This window comes from Pseudoalteromonas piscicida, from assembly GCF_000238315.3.
Lineage (GTDB): Bacteria > Pseudomonadota > Gammaproteobacteria > Enterobacterales > Alteromonadaceae > Pseudoalteromonas > Pseudoalteromonas piscicida.
This window is the reverse complement of the sequence record NZ_CP011925.1, coordinates 25080-40283: the sequence shown is the minus strand read 5'-3', so window position 1 is coordinate 40283 and position 15204 is coordinate 25080. Positions and strand designations below refer to the sequence as shown.

The window sequence follows — 15204 nt, the reverse complement described above, 5'->3', positions numbered from 1 at the left end:
GTGATGAAACGTTTGCTGTTTATGCTGATATTACTCCTATTCTGTAGCTTGCTACATGCCAGTGAAGTACCGCAATATGCGATGCCCGGAACGCGAGTTGTGCCACTCAAAGATATCACAACCGGCCATCAATATGAGCTTTATATCAAGCTGCCCGAAGAATACTCAAAAGATAAAAGCTACCCTGTACTCTACTTTACCGATGCGGTATGGCATATCGAAGCATTGTCTTCTGCAACCTTCTTTTTGTTCGATGAAGTGATCCTCGTTGGTATCTCGTGGCGGAAAAATATCAACACCACACTGCTTCAAGAAGAAGGCCCTTTTGTTAGCCGTTACGCTGATTATTCTTTTACAAAGTCAAAAAACAGTGAACATCAGCACAAGTACCAATTTGGCCAAGCCAATGCCCACGCGGCCTTTATTCGCAATCAAGTTATTAATTATATTGAAAGCAATTACTCGGTAAAGTCCAATAGTCGCAGTTATTTTGGCTATTCTCTCGGTGGACTATTTGGCGCCTATATACTGCTCACCCAGCCAAATACCTTTGACAACTATATGCTAGGCAGTCCATCTGTTAGACAACTGGATGCGCTAAAAACACTCTCTAGCTCCGAACAACCACTCAAAGGGAAAGTGTTTATCTCTGTTGGTACAGACGAACATAAGTTAGCACCGCAAATCGACGCATTTATCGACTATCTAAAAAGCAAGCAAAGTGACAGCTTATCACTTCACAAGACAATGCCCGATGGCACACATCAAACCGCTTTCCCTGAAACCGTAATCCGTAGTATCAATTGGTTAAAGTCTATTTATGGGAGTAGTCAACAATGAAGTTAGCACCGATGTTTCTTTTACTAACGATTGTTGCTTCTCTCAGTCATCGGACTTCAGCACAAGACGAATTCCCTATACTGAAAGGTCCTTTAATGGGACAAAAACCTCCTGGATTAAAAGCAGAACCTTTCGCACCTGGAATTATCTCTAAGTCGGGATGGGAGCTAGAAGGCGTATTTGCTCCAAACATGAAAGAGTTCTATTTCACCTTAGACCGTGGTGTATACACCACTGAAAATAAAACTGGATTTCGTCCAACTGTCATTGGTTTTCGGCTAATCAATAATAAGTGGGTGAAATACACTGAGTTTCCTCGTGCCGGAGAGGTAAGCTTTTCACCAGATGGTAAACGCATGCACATGGCAAAAAAATACAAAGACAGAGCAGGTAATAATTGGTCTGAACTTACCAGCTTGGGAGTCATGTTTGACCGCCCTGAATGGGGGATAATGCGATTGTCCGCTTCCGCAACTGGAACCTATGTATTTGATAATTTTAAGCAAATGAATACGGTTAGAATTTCAACAGTAAAAGATGGTATGCGCCAAGAGCCAGTACTCTTGAGCAGTGAAATTAACTCAGGGAAAAAATCAGCACACCCTTTCATAGCGCCAGACGAAAGCTATTTAATTTGGGATAGTGAACGTGAGGATGGTTTTGGTGACTCCGATCTGTATATCAGCTTTAAGCAACCTGATGGAATATGGGGACCTGCAATAAATATGGGGGAAAACGTTAATTCAGATAAGTGGGATGCTTATGCAACGGTCACCTCAGATGGCAAATACCTGCTGTTCAACCGTGCTGTTGATAAAGCAAATAACAACGTCGACATCTATTGGGTGGACGCTAAAATCATTGATGAGATTAGAAACAAAAATCAATAAAAACAAAACCTTAAACATTTCAGCAATGTAATCCTTAGCGTATGTGATAAACGCCTATTTCTCACATATACGGAAGCTTTGTCTGCCTCCATACCTGCGTTCGTTTTGGTAAAATACTGCCAAAGCGAACAAACCTTACCGACAGCTTGCTTTTTATCCAGCTTCAGACCAAAATAAATGTAACCAATATTAGTTACTTACTTAAATGTAACCAAATTAAGTTACCTTTATGACATCAATACCTCAAGGTGCGGTGATCACAGCAGACATTGTCGGCTCACAGTCGCTGTCACAACTACAACTTACAAGGCTGCAAAGCGAGTTAAAGGATTACTTAGCTGAAATAGCGACTGCGGAGCAGGGCTATTATAGTTTTTACCGCGGCGACGGCTTTCAGCTTGTGTTGCCAGATGCTACGAAACTGTTCAATGTGGCATTACAGCTACGGTTGTTTTTAATTAGCCGACATAGCGATGCCAGACTCAGCCTTGCGGTCGGTGAAGTTAATATCACAACAGCAGATTTATCAACCGCGACAGGTGCTGCGCTGGTACTTGCGGGCCGAGGATTGGACGCAATTGGACAAGCAAGACTCAGGTATAACAATGACAGTAATGCCCACTTTGCACTAAATCTGGCATTTGTGGATTTATTACTTTCGAACTTAACCCAAAAACAAGCAGAGGCCGCTTTTATTCATATTTCACACCCTAAGTTGAGCCATGCCGATATTGCAAAACAACTCAACACCAGTCGGGTGAACGTAACTAAATTACTCAATAGCGCACACTACGCTTTATTAGATCAATTTTTAGCAATTGCACGCTCACACCAATAGTCGAATGCTCAACGCTTAAATATCACGAGGTGGACTTAATGAACGAATGGCAAGTATTGTTATTGTGGTTAGTAATAGGCCACACAATCACTGACTTTTACCTCCAACCTATGAGCTGGGTGCATGACAGAAATACCCGTCACTATAAGTCCATCAAGTTGTTGTGGCATAGTGTCGCGCATGGCGGGGCAGCACTTGCAATCATCCTACTTTGGCAGTCGACTTTGTTTTGGGGAGCACAATGGAATGCGCTGCTCTTTGCGCTAGCGGTAGGTATTAGCCACTATTGTATCGACTTAGCTAAATCCTATTCTAGCAAAGGCGTTATTCCTTTTGTGCTAGACCAATGTGCACATATTGCCATATTAGTGGCCGTCACTTGGCACATTGCTGAGCCTGAGATTGCCCTCAGTGCCTTTGCAAAGCCTTTTGCTAATGTCCAGCTGCTAATATTGGTTGTGGGCTATTTAATGGTATTGCATCCTGCATCGATATTCACCAGCATGCTGCTTGAGCGTTGGCAACTCAATAATTCAGCTCTTGATAGCCTGCCGCAAGCAGGAAGTTTAATTGGTCAACTTGAACGTGTATTACTACTGAGCTGCGTGTTACTAGATAGCTGGGCTGCTATCGGCTTTATTCTCGCCGCTAAATCGGTATTTCGCTTTGGCGATCTAACCCAAAGCCAAGATAGAAAGCTCACCGAATACGTGATGTTGGGCACGCTTGTCAGTGTGTTGCTGGCCCTTGTGGTCGGTGTCTTAATCAAACCATTTATGCCCATTCAATTGTAATTTAATCAATTCCGCGCCTTGACATTTAATCTAGTGCCTGCAAAATAAACGTAGGCACGATCTATCGCTAATTATTTGCCTCTATTCGTTTTATTTACTCATTAGGAGTTGCCATCACAATGAATAACTAAGCCCTTTGTAACTGACGAACTTATTATTAATTTCCAGTGCAAAGCTTATGGTTATCGTTGAGGCTTCTCAGACCAATCTATAAACTCTCATTTTCTATTTTACTGTTTATGGCTTTTACGAGTCTTTGTGCCTTTAGCCTTTTGCACTGCTGCGACTAGGAGCAGTTATTATGCCTTGGATACAGGTAAAGCAAGCAAGCTTGACGCTTGCAAATGGTCAATGTTTATTTTGCGATGTCGACCTAACAATAGAGCGACAATTTATTGCGATAACAGGCCCAAATGGGGCAGGAAAATCACACTTACTCAAAGCCCTATCCGGTGAACAGCCTCTAACTTCGGGCGAGCGCCAAAGTCATGGGAAATGCCTTTATCTCCCACAAGATGCGACTAACCGCTTTACCACCGTTTCTGAACTACTCGGGCTTGAAGAGAAGCTAGCGGCACTGCATCGAGCCCATCAGGGGGTCGCCTCTGAGCACGATTTTGACTTAATCTCAGATGACTGGCAGTTAGAATCAACTTGGCAAGCAACACTTGCACCGCTAGCACTCACTTTGGAAACCCCCTTTACAAGGCTTAGTCCAGGAGAGCGAATGCGTGTTTATATTGAGATACTACAATCTCAGCCTGCAATCCTATTAATGGATGAGCCGAGTAATCACATGGACAGCGTCAATAAGCACTGGCTAGCTGAGCAGCTAAAGCACCACAAACATGGTGTGGTTGCCGTCACACACGATCCTATTTTATTGGATGCAGCCGACCATATACTGCACATAAAACAGGGGGAGCTAACTCATCACTCGCTTGGATTTGACGCCTTCAGAGAGACACACCTTCAAACTCAAGCTCGACAAAAACAACAACATTTGGCAAATCGCGCAGCACAAAAAGCACTTAAACAAGCCATGATTGCAGCGGATCTGCAACATCAACGGCAGGCCAATAAAGGAAAAGCACAAGTGCGCGCTGGTAGCCAAAGTAAACTGGTTACTGACTTTAAGTCAGACAGAGGGAGTAAGCGTCATGCCGGACAAACCCATAAAATTCAGCAAGCTCAAGATAGGGTTAAGAAAAATGCAGTTTACTATCGAGAAGACAAACAGCAGTTTCATTTTAATTCAGCTTTTCGAGCAAAAGAAAAGCTCCGCTTATGCGAAGCCGAATTGTGCTTTGGACCAGAAAAGACAGTGAACCTTTTTGCGGATACAACACAAAAGCTCAGGATAATTGGAGAAAATGGCATCGGAAAATCGACCTTGCTTAAAACCCTTGCAGGTAAGCTAGAGTTAAAGCGCGGAGAAATCCAGCGCCCTACAACATCTGTTTACTTAGATCAGCACTGCGCTTGGCTTGAACAGGGCCCTTGCGTTTTAGACATTGCCGAGCGCTTACTTGACACGCCACATCAAAATATAATCACCAGTTTTGCAAGCGTTGGTCTGAGTCTAGATAAGATTTCAGGACCTATCACGAGTCTCAGTGGTGGCGAGAGAATGAAAGCGGCCATCGTGCTGGCCGTGCAACTGCAAGGCTTTTTACTGCTTGACGAGCCGGATAATCACCTCGACCTCGAAGCACAAGAAGAGCTTGCTGCCATGCTTAATCAGCTTCCTTGTGGATTTATACTGGTCTCTCACAATGAGTATTTTTGCACTCAGCTTACCAACATAAAAGTTCTACCGCTGCGTGATCAATAGTCATAGAAGGAAGAAAAGGGGGAGGAAGGAACGCCTCCCCCTTTGGGCACTTAGTGGCGTCTCTGTTATGACCACTAAATTAAATGGGCTGAGACGACTGCACGTCTCAAACCACATGGGGACGATGGATTAAAGCGGTAATACCTCGAGGGTGGTGACATAGCTGCCGGCACGCTTTGTGGCGGGTGCTTGTGCTTTGTCGTCGTCATATTCCACTTCAAACCAATACATGCCTGGCTCAGATAGCGTTAGCGTCACTTCACCTTTGGCATTCGTTGTATATTTGCTTGGTTGACTGTTATCACGGTACTTTTCATCTTGGCGTACCACTATCACTTCTGCACCCTTTGCAGGTTCACCATCCATCGTATACTGCAAGGTAATTGGTTCACCGGTGTACAAATCATTAGGGTGAGTAACTGGGTTTAGTTCTAGCCCTTTGCCGGTTGGCTTAAGCGCGGTGTTATTTGGTGCGCCCAAAGTTACAAATACTTCTAATCGTCTTGCAACGTCGGTCACACTTAAATCTTTTGCCGTTTTTGGTACTTCTTTGTTAAAGGCCTCTACTGAGCCAATTTTTCCGCGTCCTGGCCAATAATGCTTTTCACCGTTTTCATCAGTCCAGCGCGCCACCAGCGAGCGACTTTGATTAAACACTTTGTAAGTGCCTTGCTGATTGAGCTCAATGTCAAACACACTACGACACTTAAGTTTTGCGGCGTTCTTAAGCTCAACCTTGCTACCAGAAGGAGACAGTGCAGATAGACGCTCTAGTGGATAAGCATAATGATCTGGGTTAAAGATCCCATTGGCGATGGCAGCATCAAACGTGATCCATTCGCTGTCACCAGACACCACGGTGGTACTTGGCTTTATCCATACTCGGTGTGCTTCACTTAACAGGCTATATGCAGCTAAGGCAACTAAGACACCAGAAACTAACGTTGAAATTTTCACGATTAAGGCTCCATTGTTAAAATTGTTGTAGCGAGTTCAGATTTACCTTCTGCAATCACAGTGACAGGCGCAGCGATAGGTAAGGTCACTGGCAGTTTCAATACTTCACGACCTCCAAGCTCACGAGCAGCCTCTACAAACAGCGTGTATTCACCCGCAGGTAAAGCTTTAAACTCGTCGCGCCAAGGGGTTAAATCAATCTTTGCTGTACCTGGACGTCTTGTCGCACCAGTCACGCCATCTACAGGCATGGATAGGCTACGGCCGCTTCTACGCCACCAAAGGCGTAAGTCTTTTAGCCACTTTTCACCTTCTTTATCCGTCATATTAACGTCATACCAAACGGCAATATCGGCAACTCGCTGTTGTTTGCTGTCCGCCAGCCATACTGCTACATAAGGTGGGTGATATTCCGCAACGTTTAAGCGCGGGATCGTGATTTCAACTTCATCAGCCTTAGCGTGCGCGGGTACCATCAGCACTAAAACAGGCAATACAAAGCCTGCTGCGACGAGCGGCCAAGTCGACTTTCTTCCTCGAGAATGCTTGTATAAAAGCCATAACCCTGTGAGTGAAAACACTACACAAGCTACTGAAAACACGTCAATAAACATACGCCATGCAAATCCTGTATTACGTCCTTTGTGAAGATCGTTAAGGTATGATACCCAACCGCGATCCGTGATCTCTTGATAAAACTCACCGCTATCAAGGGCAATGCTAAACCAGCCATCGCCACCAGCTCTTGGCAGCGCAACATACAATTCGTACTCGCTCCACTGCACTTGCTGTAGTGCAGGTAACGCCGCACCTGTGTGTGACTGATACCAAGATTGAAAGCTGTGTGGCAGCGCAGTTTGCTCTGCCGCTGCGTTAAGCTGGGTCAACAGAGCACTTGGCAGCACCGCTTCTTTAGCATATGTAGTAGGCGTAGATTCTATCTGGCTTGCGTGATTTAAGGTGATCCCAGTCACGGCAAACAGCAGCATTCCCACCAAACACACGGCAGAACTCATCCAATGCCAAGTGCGCCAATCAAACAGCTTTTTAAGTCGCCGATTCGACGACTTAGCCGCTGAGCGAGCTCGTGTCATTAAAAGCTCCACGCCAATGAAGCCCAATAGCGACGACCATCTTCAAAGTAGCCGTATTCTGCTTCAGTAATTTCTTCATCGAAGAGGTTGTAAATCCCAAATCCAAGCTTGATCGCTTCGTTCAGCTGATAATTTGCACCTAAATCAGTTAGGTTATACGAAGGTGCGACTAAGCTACTTTGCGAAGGTCCTGTTACAGGCTGGCTTTCTTCACCACGATAATGGAAGCGTAACCATGTGCTCAGCTCATCAGAATACTGATAATTAAGCGACGTTTGGAACAGATGTTTAGGTAACTGGTTTAACGGGCTACCAGCATACACTCCGGTTTTTTGCTCCGAATCTGTGTAGGTATAGTTTGCGCTAAGCTTTAGTTTTTCCGTCAATTGACCCGAGAAGCTAATTTCACCACCTTGGGTTACGGCTTCATCAACGTTGACATAGGTTGTCGGTAACGAGCCAAATTCATTAGGGCCGTCCGTGCATTGAGTTAGTGGGCACGAAACCCGTGAAATTTTATCGTCGAATTCGTTATAGAATACCGTTGCAGAGGTACTGATCCCTTTAGCCAGTTCAACGTAAACGCCTACCTCGTAATTAATTGAGGTTTCAGGGCTTAACTCTGGATTTCCATAAATATTGCCACCACGACTCACTTGGCCCCACGCCGCAGTACTTTGACGCAAGTTCGGCGCTCTAAAGCCGGTTGAGATCCCACCTTTAACCGTCACCGCCTCTGATGCAGTATAAACACCGTATAAGCGCGGGCTAACGTGGCCGCCAAAGTTACCGTCTTTGTCGTAGCGTAGGCCCATAGTCAGGGCAAATGGCTCAACGATGCGCCACTCATCCTCAGCAAATACCGACCACTGATCGTTGTCGACTTGCTGCAAATCACTAATGCGGTTACTGGTTTTGTCGGTCAAATCTTCATTAAGATAGGCAACACCGATTGAGCTAGTATGAGACTCGCCAAGCGGTAACGTCCAAAGAGACTGGAAGTCTACGTTTTTGACCGTCATCTCGCGGGATTTATTATCAAACTCTTCATGTTTTAGGTAACTACGAGAGCTACCAAATGACCAATAACCGTTATGCGTCAAAGAGATTGACTCACTATCGTATTCGGTTGTAGTGGACTCAGGACAACCACGGCGGCCACACGGCTCACCTGGCGCAAGCGGTGCTACCGTTTTACCGAGCGTTGCATCAAGCGTCTGTGAAGCAATACCATAATCCAATAACCATTCGTGTTCATCTGATGGTGTATAGGCCAGTTTTACCTTCAGCGTATCTGCATCGCGACCTCTAAAGCCAGACACGATTTCGTCTTCATCTCTGTGCGTAGTTTGGCCGTAAATTTGTACCCCTAAGGTATCTTTGATCAGCGAGCCTGCAGCAAAGAAATTTGTCTGATAAATATCACCTGAGCGACTGTTTTCTTGGCTGGTTGCGTCAACTCTAACTTCTCCATGCCACTCGTCAGGCGTTTTTTTAGTGATAATGTTAATTACGCCGCCAATTGCATCAGAGCCATACAACGAGGACATAGGCCCGCGCACAACTTCGATACGTTCGATGGCAGCAACAGGAGGCGTCCATGCACCTTCAACACCAGGACCGTCACTATTTGGCCGAGTCTCACGCGAACTTTGTCTTTGCCCGTCGACTAAGATAAGCGTGTACTGACTGCCCATGCCGCGAAGGCTAATATCTTCCCTGTCTCCGCCTCCAGTTACTACAACTCCGGGAACATCTGTCATGGCATCGGTAAGATCTCGATAAAAGCGCTGCTGTAGCGCTTCTTGATTGATAACGCTAACAGACGCCGGGGCATTTTTTAGCAGTTGCTCAAATCCAGAAGCGGATACGACGATCACTTCCATCTCTTCTTTTATTTCTGATTTTGCATCACTTTGTGCAAGTGAGGAAAAAGGCAGGGCAGCTGCAACAGCTAAAGAGAGTGGCGCCAAACTACGACAGGCCATCAACATCGAGAAACCTCCATGATAGAATACAAGATAAATAACAATTATTTTCATTTGTAATGGTATGATGATTGCGTATTTTGGAGCAATGCGGTTTTTCTTAAAGGTATTTTAAGCAGGTCTTAACAATGAATCAGAAATTGACTCGCGGACTTAAAGTGTTCGCAAAAACAGTAGAAGCTGGCAGTATGAGTAAAGCCGCTGACTTATTGCATATGACCACCTCGGCCGTCAGCCAGCAGATCAGCAAATTAGAGCAAGACATAGGCCTAAGTTTATTTAATCGAAATACTCGTAACCTCACGCTCACCGAAGCGGGCTCTATCTATTACAAATCCGCGATACAAATACTGCAAACCGCAGAGCAAGCGGAGCATGAACTTGAGTTATTACAACATACGCCTTCTGGCATATTGAAGATCTCTGCCCCCATCGGGTTTGGAGGCGGGCTACTCAGCAAGCCTCTGCGCTACTTGAGTGAGCAGTTTCCACAAATAAAAGTCGATTTAATCCTAACCGATGAGCCCATTGACATCATTACTGAAGGTGTCGACTTGGCTATCTGTATAGGCCCTTTACAGGACTCAAACCTTATTGCCCGTCACCTTGCTGACTGGCAACTGATCCCCTGTGTCAGTTGCCATCATCCACTAGCACAACTCAATTTATCGCATCCTGACAGCTTAGCGCCTCACGCCTTGATTGGTCATTCGAGTAGTAAACAAAACCCTTACCATTTGAGCCACCAACAAACTCATCAACAAGTGGCGCTGCCAACAGCGCGTTTTATGGTGAATAATATGCAGGCTTGTATTCAGCTCACTCTAGATGGCATTGGCTATGGGGTATTACCTGAACCCGAAATTAGACATCATCTCTCATCAGGGAGGCTAAAACGACTATGTTCAGAGTGGTCATTACAAAAATATAGCGTTTACGCCGTGACGCCGCATCGCGATACCGTTGCGGCAAAAACAACCGCTGCAATTGAAAGCCTAAAAGAGTGGTTTACCCAAGTTTCCAACGACAACCAAGTGTTTGTTGGCGACTTTAGTTTTATCTAAGCTTCGCTCAGTTGAACTTTGGTAGTTAATTGAACTTTGGTAGTTAATTGAACTTTGGTAGTTAATAAAAGATGGCGAGCCATATAGTTGGCTCAGAAGTGTCTGTATAACTTACTTTATGCTTTTGATGTGCGGGAATATTAAGACTATCGCCCGCCTTTAAGGTTACTATTTTACCGTCATCAAAAGTCAACTCACCACAGCCCTTTAATACCAGCACCCATTCATTTTCATCTTGGTCGTAGTATCCAGAGCTTGGCGAGGTATGACCATTTGATACTATCCGTTCAATACGAATATTTGGATGAGACAGCACCGTTTCAGAAATTTCTTCGGTTACATCAGCTGGAATATCTTTTAGAAAGTTCATAAGCTTGAAACTAGGGCCTAGCAATTAGTCAAGGATAGAGAAATAATTTGCCGCAACAGCACATCCGTTTATCTGGTAACGGCAAATTGGGAGAATGGTACAACTTGATCTGTAGAAATGTTCAATACGTCGTTCTCAATCTTTCAAAACAATCCATCAGGCGATTGGTGAAAAATCCCCTAACTTAAGCGACTCCACTCGGACTTCTTACCCAGTTGTACAGTCACCATTAAAGTTACACAATTTAACAATGTTTGTAAAACAAAATTTAACATTAAATAAACAAGAATGAACTTACTAAAATCCTTTAAGTTCTACACGCCAAGGAGGATCTAGTCGATTCTCACCAGCCCAGTATAATTTGATCTTGTTCCCTGCAGGGTCAAACAGTATGGCTTCTCGCCACAGATAGCGCTGCTCTGTCGGTAGTTGCTCAAATACGATACCCCGGGCCTCAAGCTCAGTGACCCACTCATCTAACTGTTCATGTTCAAAGTAAATAACTGCACCATTATTGATGGGAGGCATTTCTAACGATAACGAGAAGGTTGCATTACCTTCAGGGCATTCAAATCGAGCATAGTGAGGTGTATCAACAATTTGAGTGAAACCTAGCGTTCGATAGAATTGACAAGCTGCATCCATATCATCAACGGGCAGGGTAACTTGGTTAAGATCCATAATCATCATCCTTATAACAATACTGAATCATTGTGCCTTGTAGGCAAAAAAATACCAGCCTAGGTTAGGCTGGTATTACAGTCATCACATCTAATGTGAGTTACAAATCAAATGTTCTCGACACAGAAAGTACGATACGTTCATCAGCCGTATCCCAATCTAAGCTCGTATTTTCAGCCGCCACTTCAATATCAAAGCCTTTAAATGCCGTTTGATAAGCAAGGCGATAGTGATTGTAAGACTTATCGTTACCATCCCATGTATATTTATCGCCATCCAATGAATTGGAGATATCAAAGCTTGCTCGTAATGCATGACCTTCTGCAATTTCAAAAGTATGTGCTACCATCGCAATAGTGTGACCCGCTTCGGTTCCGAAATAATCCCAACTGTACCAAAAATTAAACTCAGTTTGGCCAAACTCACTCGCGTAACCAAACTTAGTATATATCTCTGGATAGTTACCATCGCTTGAGTTGTCACCACCATGATAAGAGTAGTAAGCAATACCATAGTCAAGGCTCCAACTTTGGTCTAGCTCGATAAAGCGACCAACGTAAAAGTCCCACTCTAGGTCAGTGTCATCACCAAAATCGACGTTAGACGCCCAGCTTCCAGCATACACGCCATTAGCAAAGGCTTTATCGATGCTGCCTTGTAGGGCTGGGTCATTTTGCGTTTGACTCACACCGTTAAAGGTATAGTCAGATGCACCTGTAAGCGTTGCAGACCAGTCTGCCGCCGCATAGTTAGAGGCGAGTATAAGTGGGAGTGCACAAAGTGTTTTCTTTAAAGTTGTCATGTAGTTGTATCCCTAGTTTACTGATTCAATTTTTCTAAAGTCGATAAGGTTGTCTTTTGGCGAGCTATCAATCTTGCTCACAGTTTTGTATTTGCTATATGCAATGTAACCAAAACATGAGAAGAACAAGCCTATAACTAACGCACCAACCCATTGGATCTGTAAAAAGTTTAGTTTAAATAACAGCGTAAGCAGTGATAACGCCACGATATTAAATAAAATATAGTTTCTTTTTCCTAAACGGCTAACCGTGAGGTTAAGGTTGTCTGTATATAGGCGGATCAAAGAGTCGAGTGAGTTAATTACAAACACCACGCCAACAAAGACCATTGCAAAGTTTTTAATACCCGCAGTTGGGATCCCAGCCTCATGGTAGTGATAAAGCACACTAAACCACGCTGCGATTGGAATAGAAGGGAAAATCAACATCGCCGCTAGCACTTGATAGGTTTTCAAACCACCGACAAAACGCGATGTAAATTGCCCAATCATGATACTCCACGCAAACCACCAGAATAGATAGAACTCGTGATAGTCATTCAGTGGCAGCACAAACTGATCTAAATTAGTAAAATAGCCACCGATCAGCGCCAAGTTGTTGGTATAACTCGACATTGCACTGTCACCAAAGACAAATGCTGACGCCCACATAAAGGCAATTAAACCGATAAAGACCCAAGTTGTCGTAATGCTTAAAAAGCGCACGTACTTCAGGCTGGTGCTTGAATAAACCGCAAAAGCAATCGCCGCAAACACTATCAAATAGAAACTAGGAATAACCGACTCACCGTCGCCTAAACTGGGTAAATACCAAGGCAAATTAGACAACAATAAGAATGCGGTAAACGCACAAGTACCGATAATAACTAGGTTATTAATGAATTTAACCCAAGGAATTTCAAAGAATTTCACCTTGGGCTCTATTACGCAGAAATAAAAGCACGTAAGAAAGTAGAACCCCCATATTAAAAATCCCCAAAAACCAAATTCTATGGCCAGCGGATTAGTAAATGCATACTCTGGGCTTGCTTTTATGTCTGCGTAACCCGCAAACTCCGTAAGCGGAAACATGATCAGGCCAACATCTAGGCCAGAAGTAAATAAGATTGCAATAAAAGTGAACGTTTTAACCGGTGTAACACCAACGCACTGTAAATTCCCCCACTTCAATAAAATAAAGGCAATTGCCAATAGGGTGAAAATGATGCCTGCACTAAGCCATACTGTCATTGTCACCCTCCCAAAATTGATAGAAGTAACTCATTTTTTCTCCGTTGTTTTTATTTACATTATTCCCGCATTAATGCAGTGCAAACGATTTGCACTGCATGCCACTGCAGGTCTCATATGGGGCACGAACTTTCCCATACGAGTGGCGAAACTAGATCTCCGAACTACGTTGAACCTGTTGCCAGTTTTGTGTCATAGCAACGTTTGCTCCCTCAGCGGCAAGTGGCGAATTACCTAAAATCATATCCGCTGCTTTTTCCGCGACCATAATAGTCGGCGCATTGAGGTTACCGTTTGGAATGGTCGGGAAAATAGATGAATCCACAACGCGTAGCCCCTTTACACCGTGCACACGGGTTTGCGAGTCTACAACCGCCATTTCATCCTCACCCATTTTGCATGAACAAGAAGGGTGATAAGCACTTTCTACCGCTTGACGCACGAAAGCATCAATTTCTTCATCGGTTTGGATATGCTCACCTGGTTGGATCTCGCTCTGTCTAAAGTCATCAAACGCACTTTGCTCAATGATTTCACGAGTCAACCTGACACAAGCTCTAAAGCCTTCAATGTCTTCTTGTTCTGCCAGATAATTAAACTGTATTTTAGGCGCAACCGTTGGATCTGCTGATTTAATCGTTACTTCACCACGGTTCTTTGGTTTATTGTGGCCGACATGAACTTGGAACCCATGACCATCAAAGGCACTTTTACCATCGTAGCGAATGGCCGCAGGTAAAAAGTGGTACTGAAGATCTGGCCACTCAACGCCCGCTTTCGAACGAATAAAGGCACAAGATTCAAAGTGATTGGTCGCGCCAAGACCTGACTTATCAAGCAACCATCTTGCACCGATCAAACCTTTAGAAATTAACCCCAACTTGCCATTCAAGGTGATGGGCTGCTTACACTTGTATTGGAAATAAAACTCCAAGTGATCTTGAAGGTTTTTGCCAACCCCAGGTAAATGGTGTTTTACTTCAACGCCTGCGGCAGTCAACGCTTCTTTATCACCAATGCCAGATAATTGTAATAAGTGCGGTGAACCGATTGAACCTGCACTTAGGATCACTTCCTTCGCTGCATTCGCTTTTTTCAGGTTTCCTTTCACACTGTATTCAACGCCTGTAGCGGTTTTGCCATCTAACAGTACTTGTTGTACCAAAGCCCCCGTGACTATGGTGAGGTTACTGCGATGTTTAATTGGGTCTAAATAGGCTCGGCTAGACGAGCAACGTTTACCACCTTTTACGGTCATATACATTGGCCCAAAACCTTCTTGCTGCTCACCGTTATAGTCTTTGGTAAACGCATAACCCGCTTGCTCACCAGCGCTAATAAACGCACGATAGAGCGGGTTTGCCATTTCATTACCATTATTAGTGCCAAGCGGACCTTGCTCACCACGGTACTCATCGCCACCTAAATACCAAGATTCAGCGCGCTTGAAGTAAGGTAAACAAGACTGATAATCCCAACCTTGTGCACCACTGTCTTGCCACTCATCAAAGTCTTTAGCATGACCTCGAACGTACACCATGCCATTGATTGACGATGAACCACCAAGTACCTTGCCGCGAGGACAATGCATAACGCGATTGTCTAAGTGCGGCTCGGGCTCGGTATGGAACTGCCAAGCATATTTATCGGTATTCATTGGAATAGATAGCGCGGTTGGCATCTGAATAAAAATACTCTTATCACTACCGCCAGTTTCGAGTAATAGTACTTTGTGCGCTGGATTTTCCGATAGGCGGTTTGCAAGCACACAGCCTGCAGAACCTGCACCTACAATAATATAATCAAAATCAGTCATCATACT

14 protein-coding genes are annotated in these 15204 nt (G+C 44.3%); 6 read left to right on the top strand and 8 right to left on the bottom strand.

What is annotated here, in order from left to right; translation table 11 throughout:
- Positions 1–3 precede the first annotated feature (3 nt).
- The 5 genes from PPIS_RS19615 (at position 4) to PPIS_RS19595 (ending at position 5196) form a co-directional block, all read left to right on the top strand.
- Complete coding sequence (locus PPIS_RS19615) at positions 4–840, top strand: alpha/beta hydrolase (RefSeq protein ID WP_010376148.1); 837 nt, start codon at positions 4–6, stop codon at positions 838–840.
- Positions 837–1730, top strand: a complete 894-nt coding sequence (locus PPIS_RS19610) for a TolB-like translocation protein (protein WP_010376149.1) — start codon at positions 837–839, stop codon at positions 1728–1730. Before PPIS_RS19615 ends, PPIS_RS19610 begins: the two co-directional genes overlap by 4 nt.
- A gap of 229 nt (positions 1731–1959) precedes the next feature.
- On the top strand, positions 1960–2568 hold the full coding sequence (locus PPIS_RS19605; protein WP_010376152.1) for a hypothetical protein: 609 nt from the start codon (positions 1960–1962) through the stop codon (positions 2566–2568).
- A gap of 38 nt (positions 2569–2606) precedes the next feature.
- Positions 2607–3362 carry a DUF3307 domain-containing protein gene (locus PPIS_RS19600; RefSeq protein ID WP_010376155.1) on the top strand — a complete coding sequence of 252 codons (756 nt, stop codon included), beginning with the start codon at positions 2607–2609 and terminating at the stop codon, positions 3360–3362.
- 301 nt (positions 3363–3663) lie between these two features.
- A complete protein-coding gene (locus tag PPIS_RS19595; RefSeq protein ID WP_010376157.1) occupies positions 3664–5196 on the top strand; it encodes an ATP-binding cassette domain-containing protein in 1533 nt (510 codons plus the stop codon).
- Between the two features lie 129 nt (positions 5197–5325).
- Here PPIS_RS19595 and PPIS_RS19590 read toward each other — a convergent pair whose 3' ends face one another.
- The 3 genes from PPIS_RS19590 to PPIS_RS19580 are packed head-to-tail and all read right to left on the bottom strand — an operon-like array spanning position 5326 to position 9241.
- Positions 5326–6153, bottom strand: a complete 828-nt coding sequence (locus PPIS_RS19590; protein ID WP_010376159.1) for a DUF4198 domain-containing protein — start codon at positions 6151–6153, stop codon at positions 5326–5328.
- A gap of 2 nt (positions 6154–6155) precedes the next feature.
- On the bottom strand, positions 6156–7247 hold the full coding sequence (locus PPIS_RS19585; protein WP_010376160.1) for a PepSY-associated TM helix domain-containing protein: 1092 nt from the start codon (positions 7245–7247) through the stop codon (positions 6156–6158).
- The gene (locus tag PPIS_RS19580; protein ID WP_010376162.1) at positions 7247–9241 is read right to left on the bottom strand and encodes a ligand-gated channel protein; all 1995 of its coding nucleotides are present in this window, start codon (positions 9239–9241) and stop codon (positions 7247–7249) included. The genes PPIS_RS19585 and PPIS_RS19580 overlap by 1 nt, the downstream gene beginning before the upstream one ends.
- 122 nt (positions 9242–9363) lie before the next feature.
- Between PPIS_RS19580 and PPIS_RS19575 the strand changes: the two genes are divergently transcribed.
- A complete protein-coding gene (locus tag PPIS_RS19575; RefSeq protein WP_010376165.1) occupies positions 9364–10299 on the top strand; it encodes a LysR family transcriptional regulator in 936 nt (311 codons plus the stop codon).
- Positions 10300–10360: 61 nt separating this feature from the next.
- Here PPIS_RS19575 and PPIS_RS19570 read toward each other — a convergent pair whose 3' ends face one another.
- From PPIS_RS19570 to betA, 5 genes are all read right to left on the bottom strand, one after another.
- Positions 10361–10669: a cupin domain-containing protein gene (locus PPIS_RS19570; protein ID WP_010376168.1), complete on the bottom strand. Its 309-nt coding sequence runs from the start codon at positions 10667–10669 to the stop codon at positions 10361–10363.
- Positions 10670–10966: 297 nt separating this feature from the next.
- Positions 10967–11350: a VOC family protein gene (locus tag PPIS_RS19565; protein ID WP_010376170.1), complete on the bottom strand. Its 384-nt coding sequence runs from the start codon at positions 11348–11350 to the stop codon at positions 10967–10969.
- A 100-nt stretch (positions 11351–11450) separates the two neighbouring features.
- The gene (locus PPIS_RS19560; RefSeq protein WP_010376172.1) at positions 11451–12152 is read right to left on the bottom strand and encodes a TorF family putative porin; all 702 of its coding nucleotides are present in this window, start codon (positions 12150–12152) and stop codon (positions 11451–11453) included.
- Between the two features lie 12 nt (positions 12153–12164).
- Positions 12165–13382 carry a choline transporter gene (locus PPIS_RS19555; protein WP_010376175.1) on the bottom strand — a complete coding sequence of 406 codons (1218 nt, stop codon included), beginning with the start codon at positions 13380–13382 and terminating at the stop codon, positions 12165–12167.
- Positions 13383–13533: 151 nt separating this feature from the next.
- Positions 13534–15201 carry a choline dehydrogenase gene (gene betA / locus PPIS_RS19550; RefSeq protein WP_026345601.1) on the bottom strand — a complete coding sequence of 556 codons (1668 nt, stop codon included), beginning with the start codon at positions 15199–15201 and terminating at the stop codon, positions 13534–13536.
- Positions 15202–15204 lie beyond the last annotated feature (3 nt).

Coding starts and splice junctions, on each gene's coding strand:
- PPIS_RS19615 (WP_010376148.1), top strand. CDS start 4: ATGAAACGTTTGCTGTTTATGCTGATATTACTCCTATTCTGTAGCTTG.
- PPIS_RS19610 (WP_010376149.1), top strand. CDS start 837: ATGAAGTTAGCACCGATGTTTCTTTTACTAACGATTGTTGCTTCTCTC.
- PPIS_RS19605 (WP_010376152.1), top strand. CDS start 1,960: ATGACATCAATACCTCAAGGTGCGGTGATCACAGCAGACATTGTCGGC.
- PPIS_RS19600 (WP_010376155.1), top strand. CDS start 2,607: ATGAACGAATGGCAAGTATTGTTATTGTGGTTAGTAATAGGCCACACA.
- PPIS_RS19595 (WP_010376157.1), top strand. CDS start 3,664: ATGCCTTGGATACAGGTAAAGCAAGCAAGCTTGACGCTTGCAAATGGT.
- PPIS_RS19585 (WP_010376160.1), bottom strand. CDS start 7,247: ATGACACGAGCTCGCTCAGCGGCTAAGTCGTCGAATCGGCGACTTAAA.
- PPIS_RS19580 (WP_010376162.1), bottom strand. CDS start 9,241: ATGTTGATGGCCTGTCGTAGTTTGGCGCCACTCTCTTTAGCTGTTGCA.
- PPIS_RS19575 (WP_010376165.1), top strand. CDS start 9,364: ATGAATCAGAAATTGACTCGCGGACTTAAAGTGTTCGCAAAAACAGTA.
- PPIS_RS19570 (WP_010376168.1), bottom strand. CDS start 10,669: ATGAACTTTCTAAAAGATATTCCAGCTGATGTAACCGAAGAAATTTCT.
- PPIS_RS19565 (WP_010376170.1), bottom strand. CDS start 11,350: ATGGATCTTAACCAAGTTACCCTGCCCGTTGATGATATGGATGCAGCT.
- PPIS_RS19560 (WP_010376172.1), bottom strand. CDS start 12,152: ATGACAACTTTAAAGAAAACACTTTGTGCACTCCCACTTATACTCGCC.
- PPIS_RS19555 (WP_010376175.1), bottom strand. CDS start 13,382: ATGACAGTATGGCTTAGTGCAGGCATCATTTTCACCCTATTGGCAATT.
- betA (WP_026345601.1), bottom strand. CDS start 15,201: ATGATGACTGATTTTGATTATATTATTGTAGGTGCAGGTTCTGCAGGC.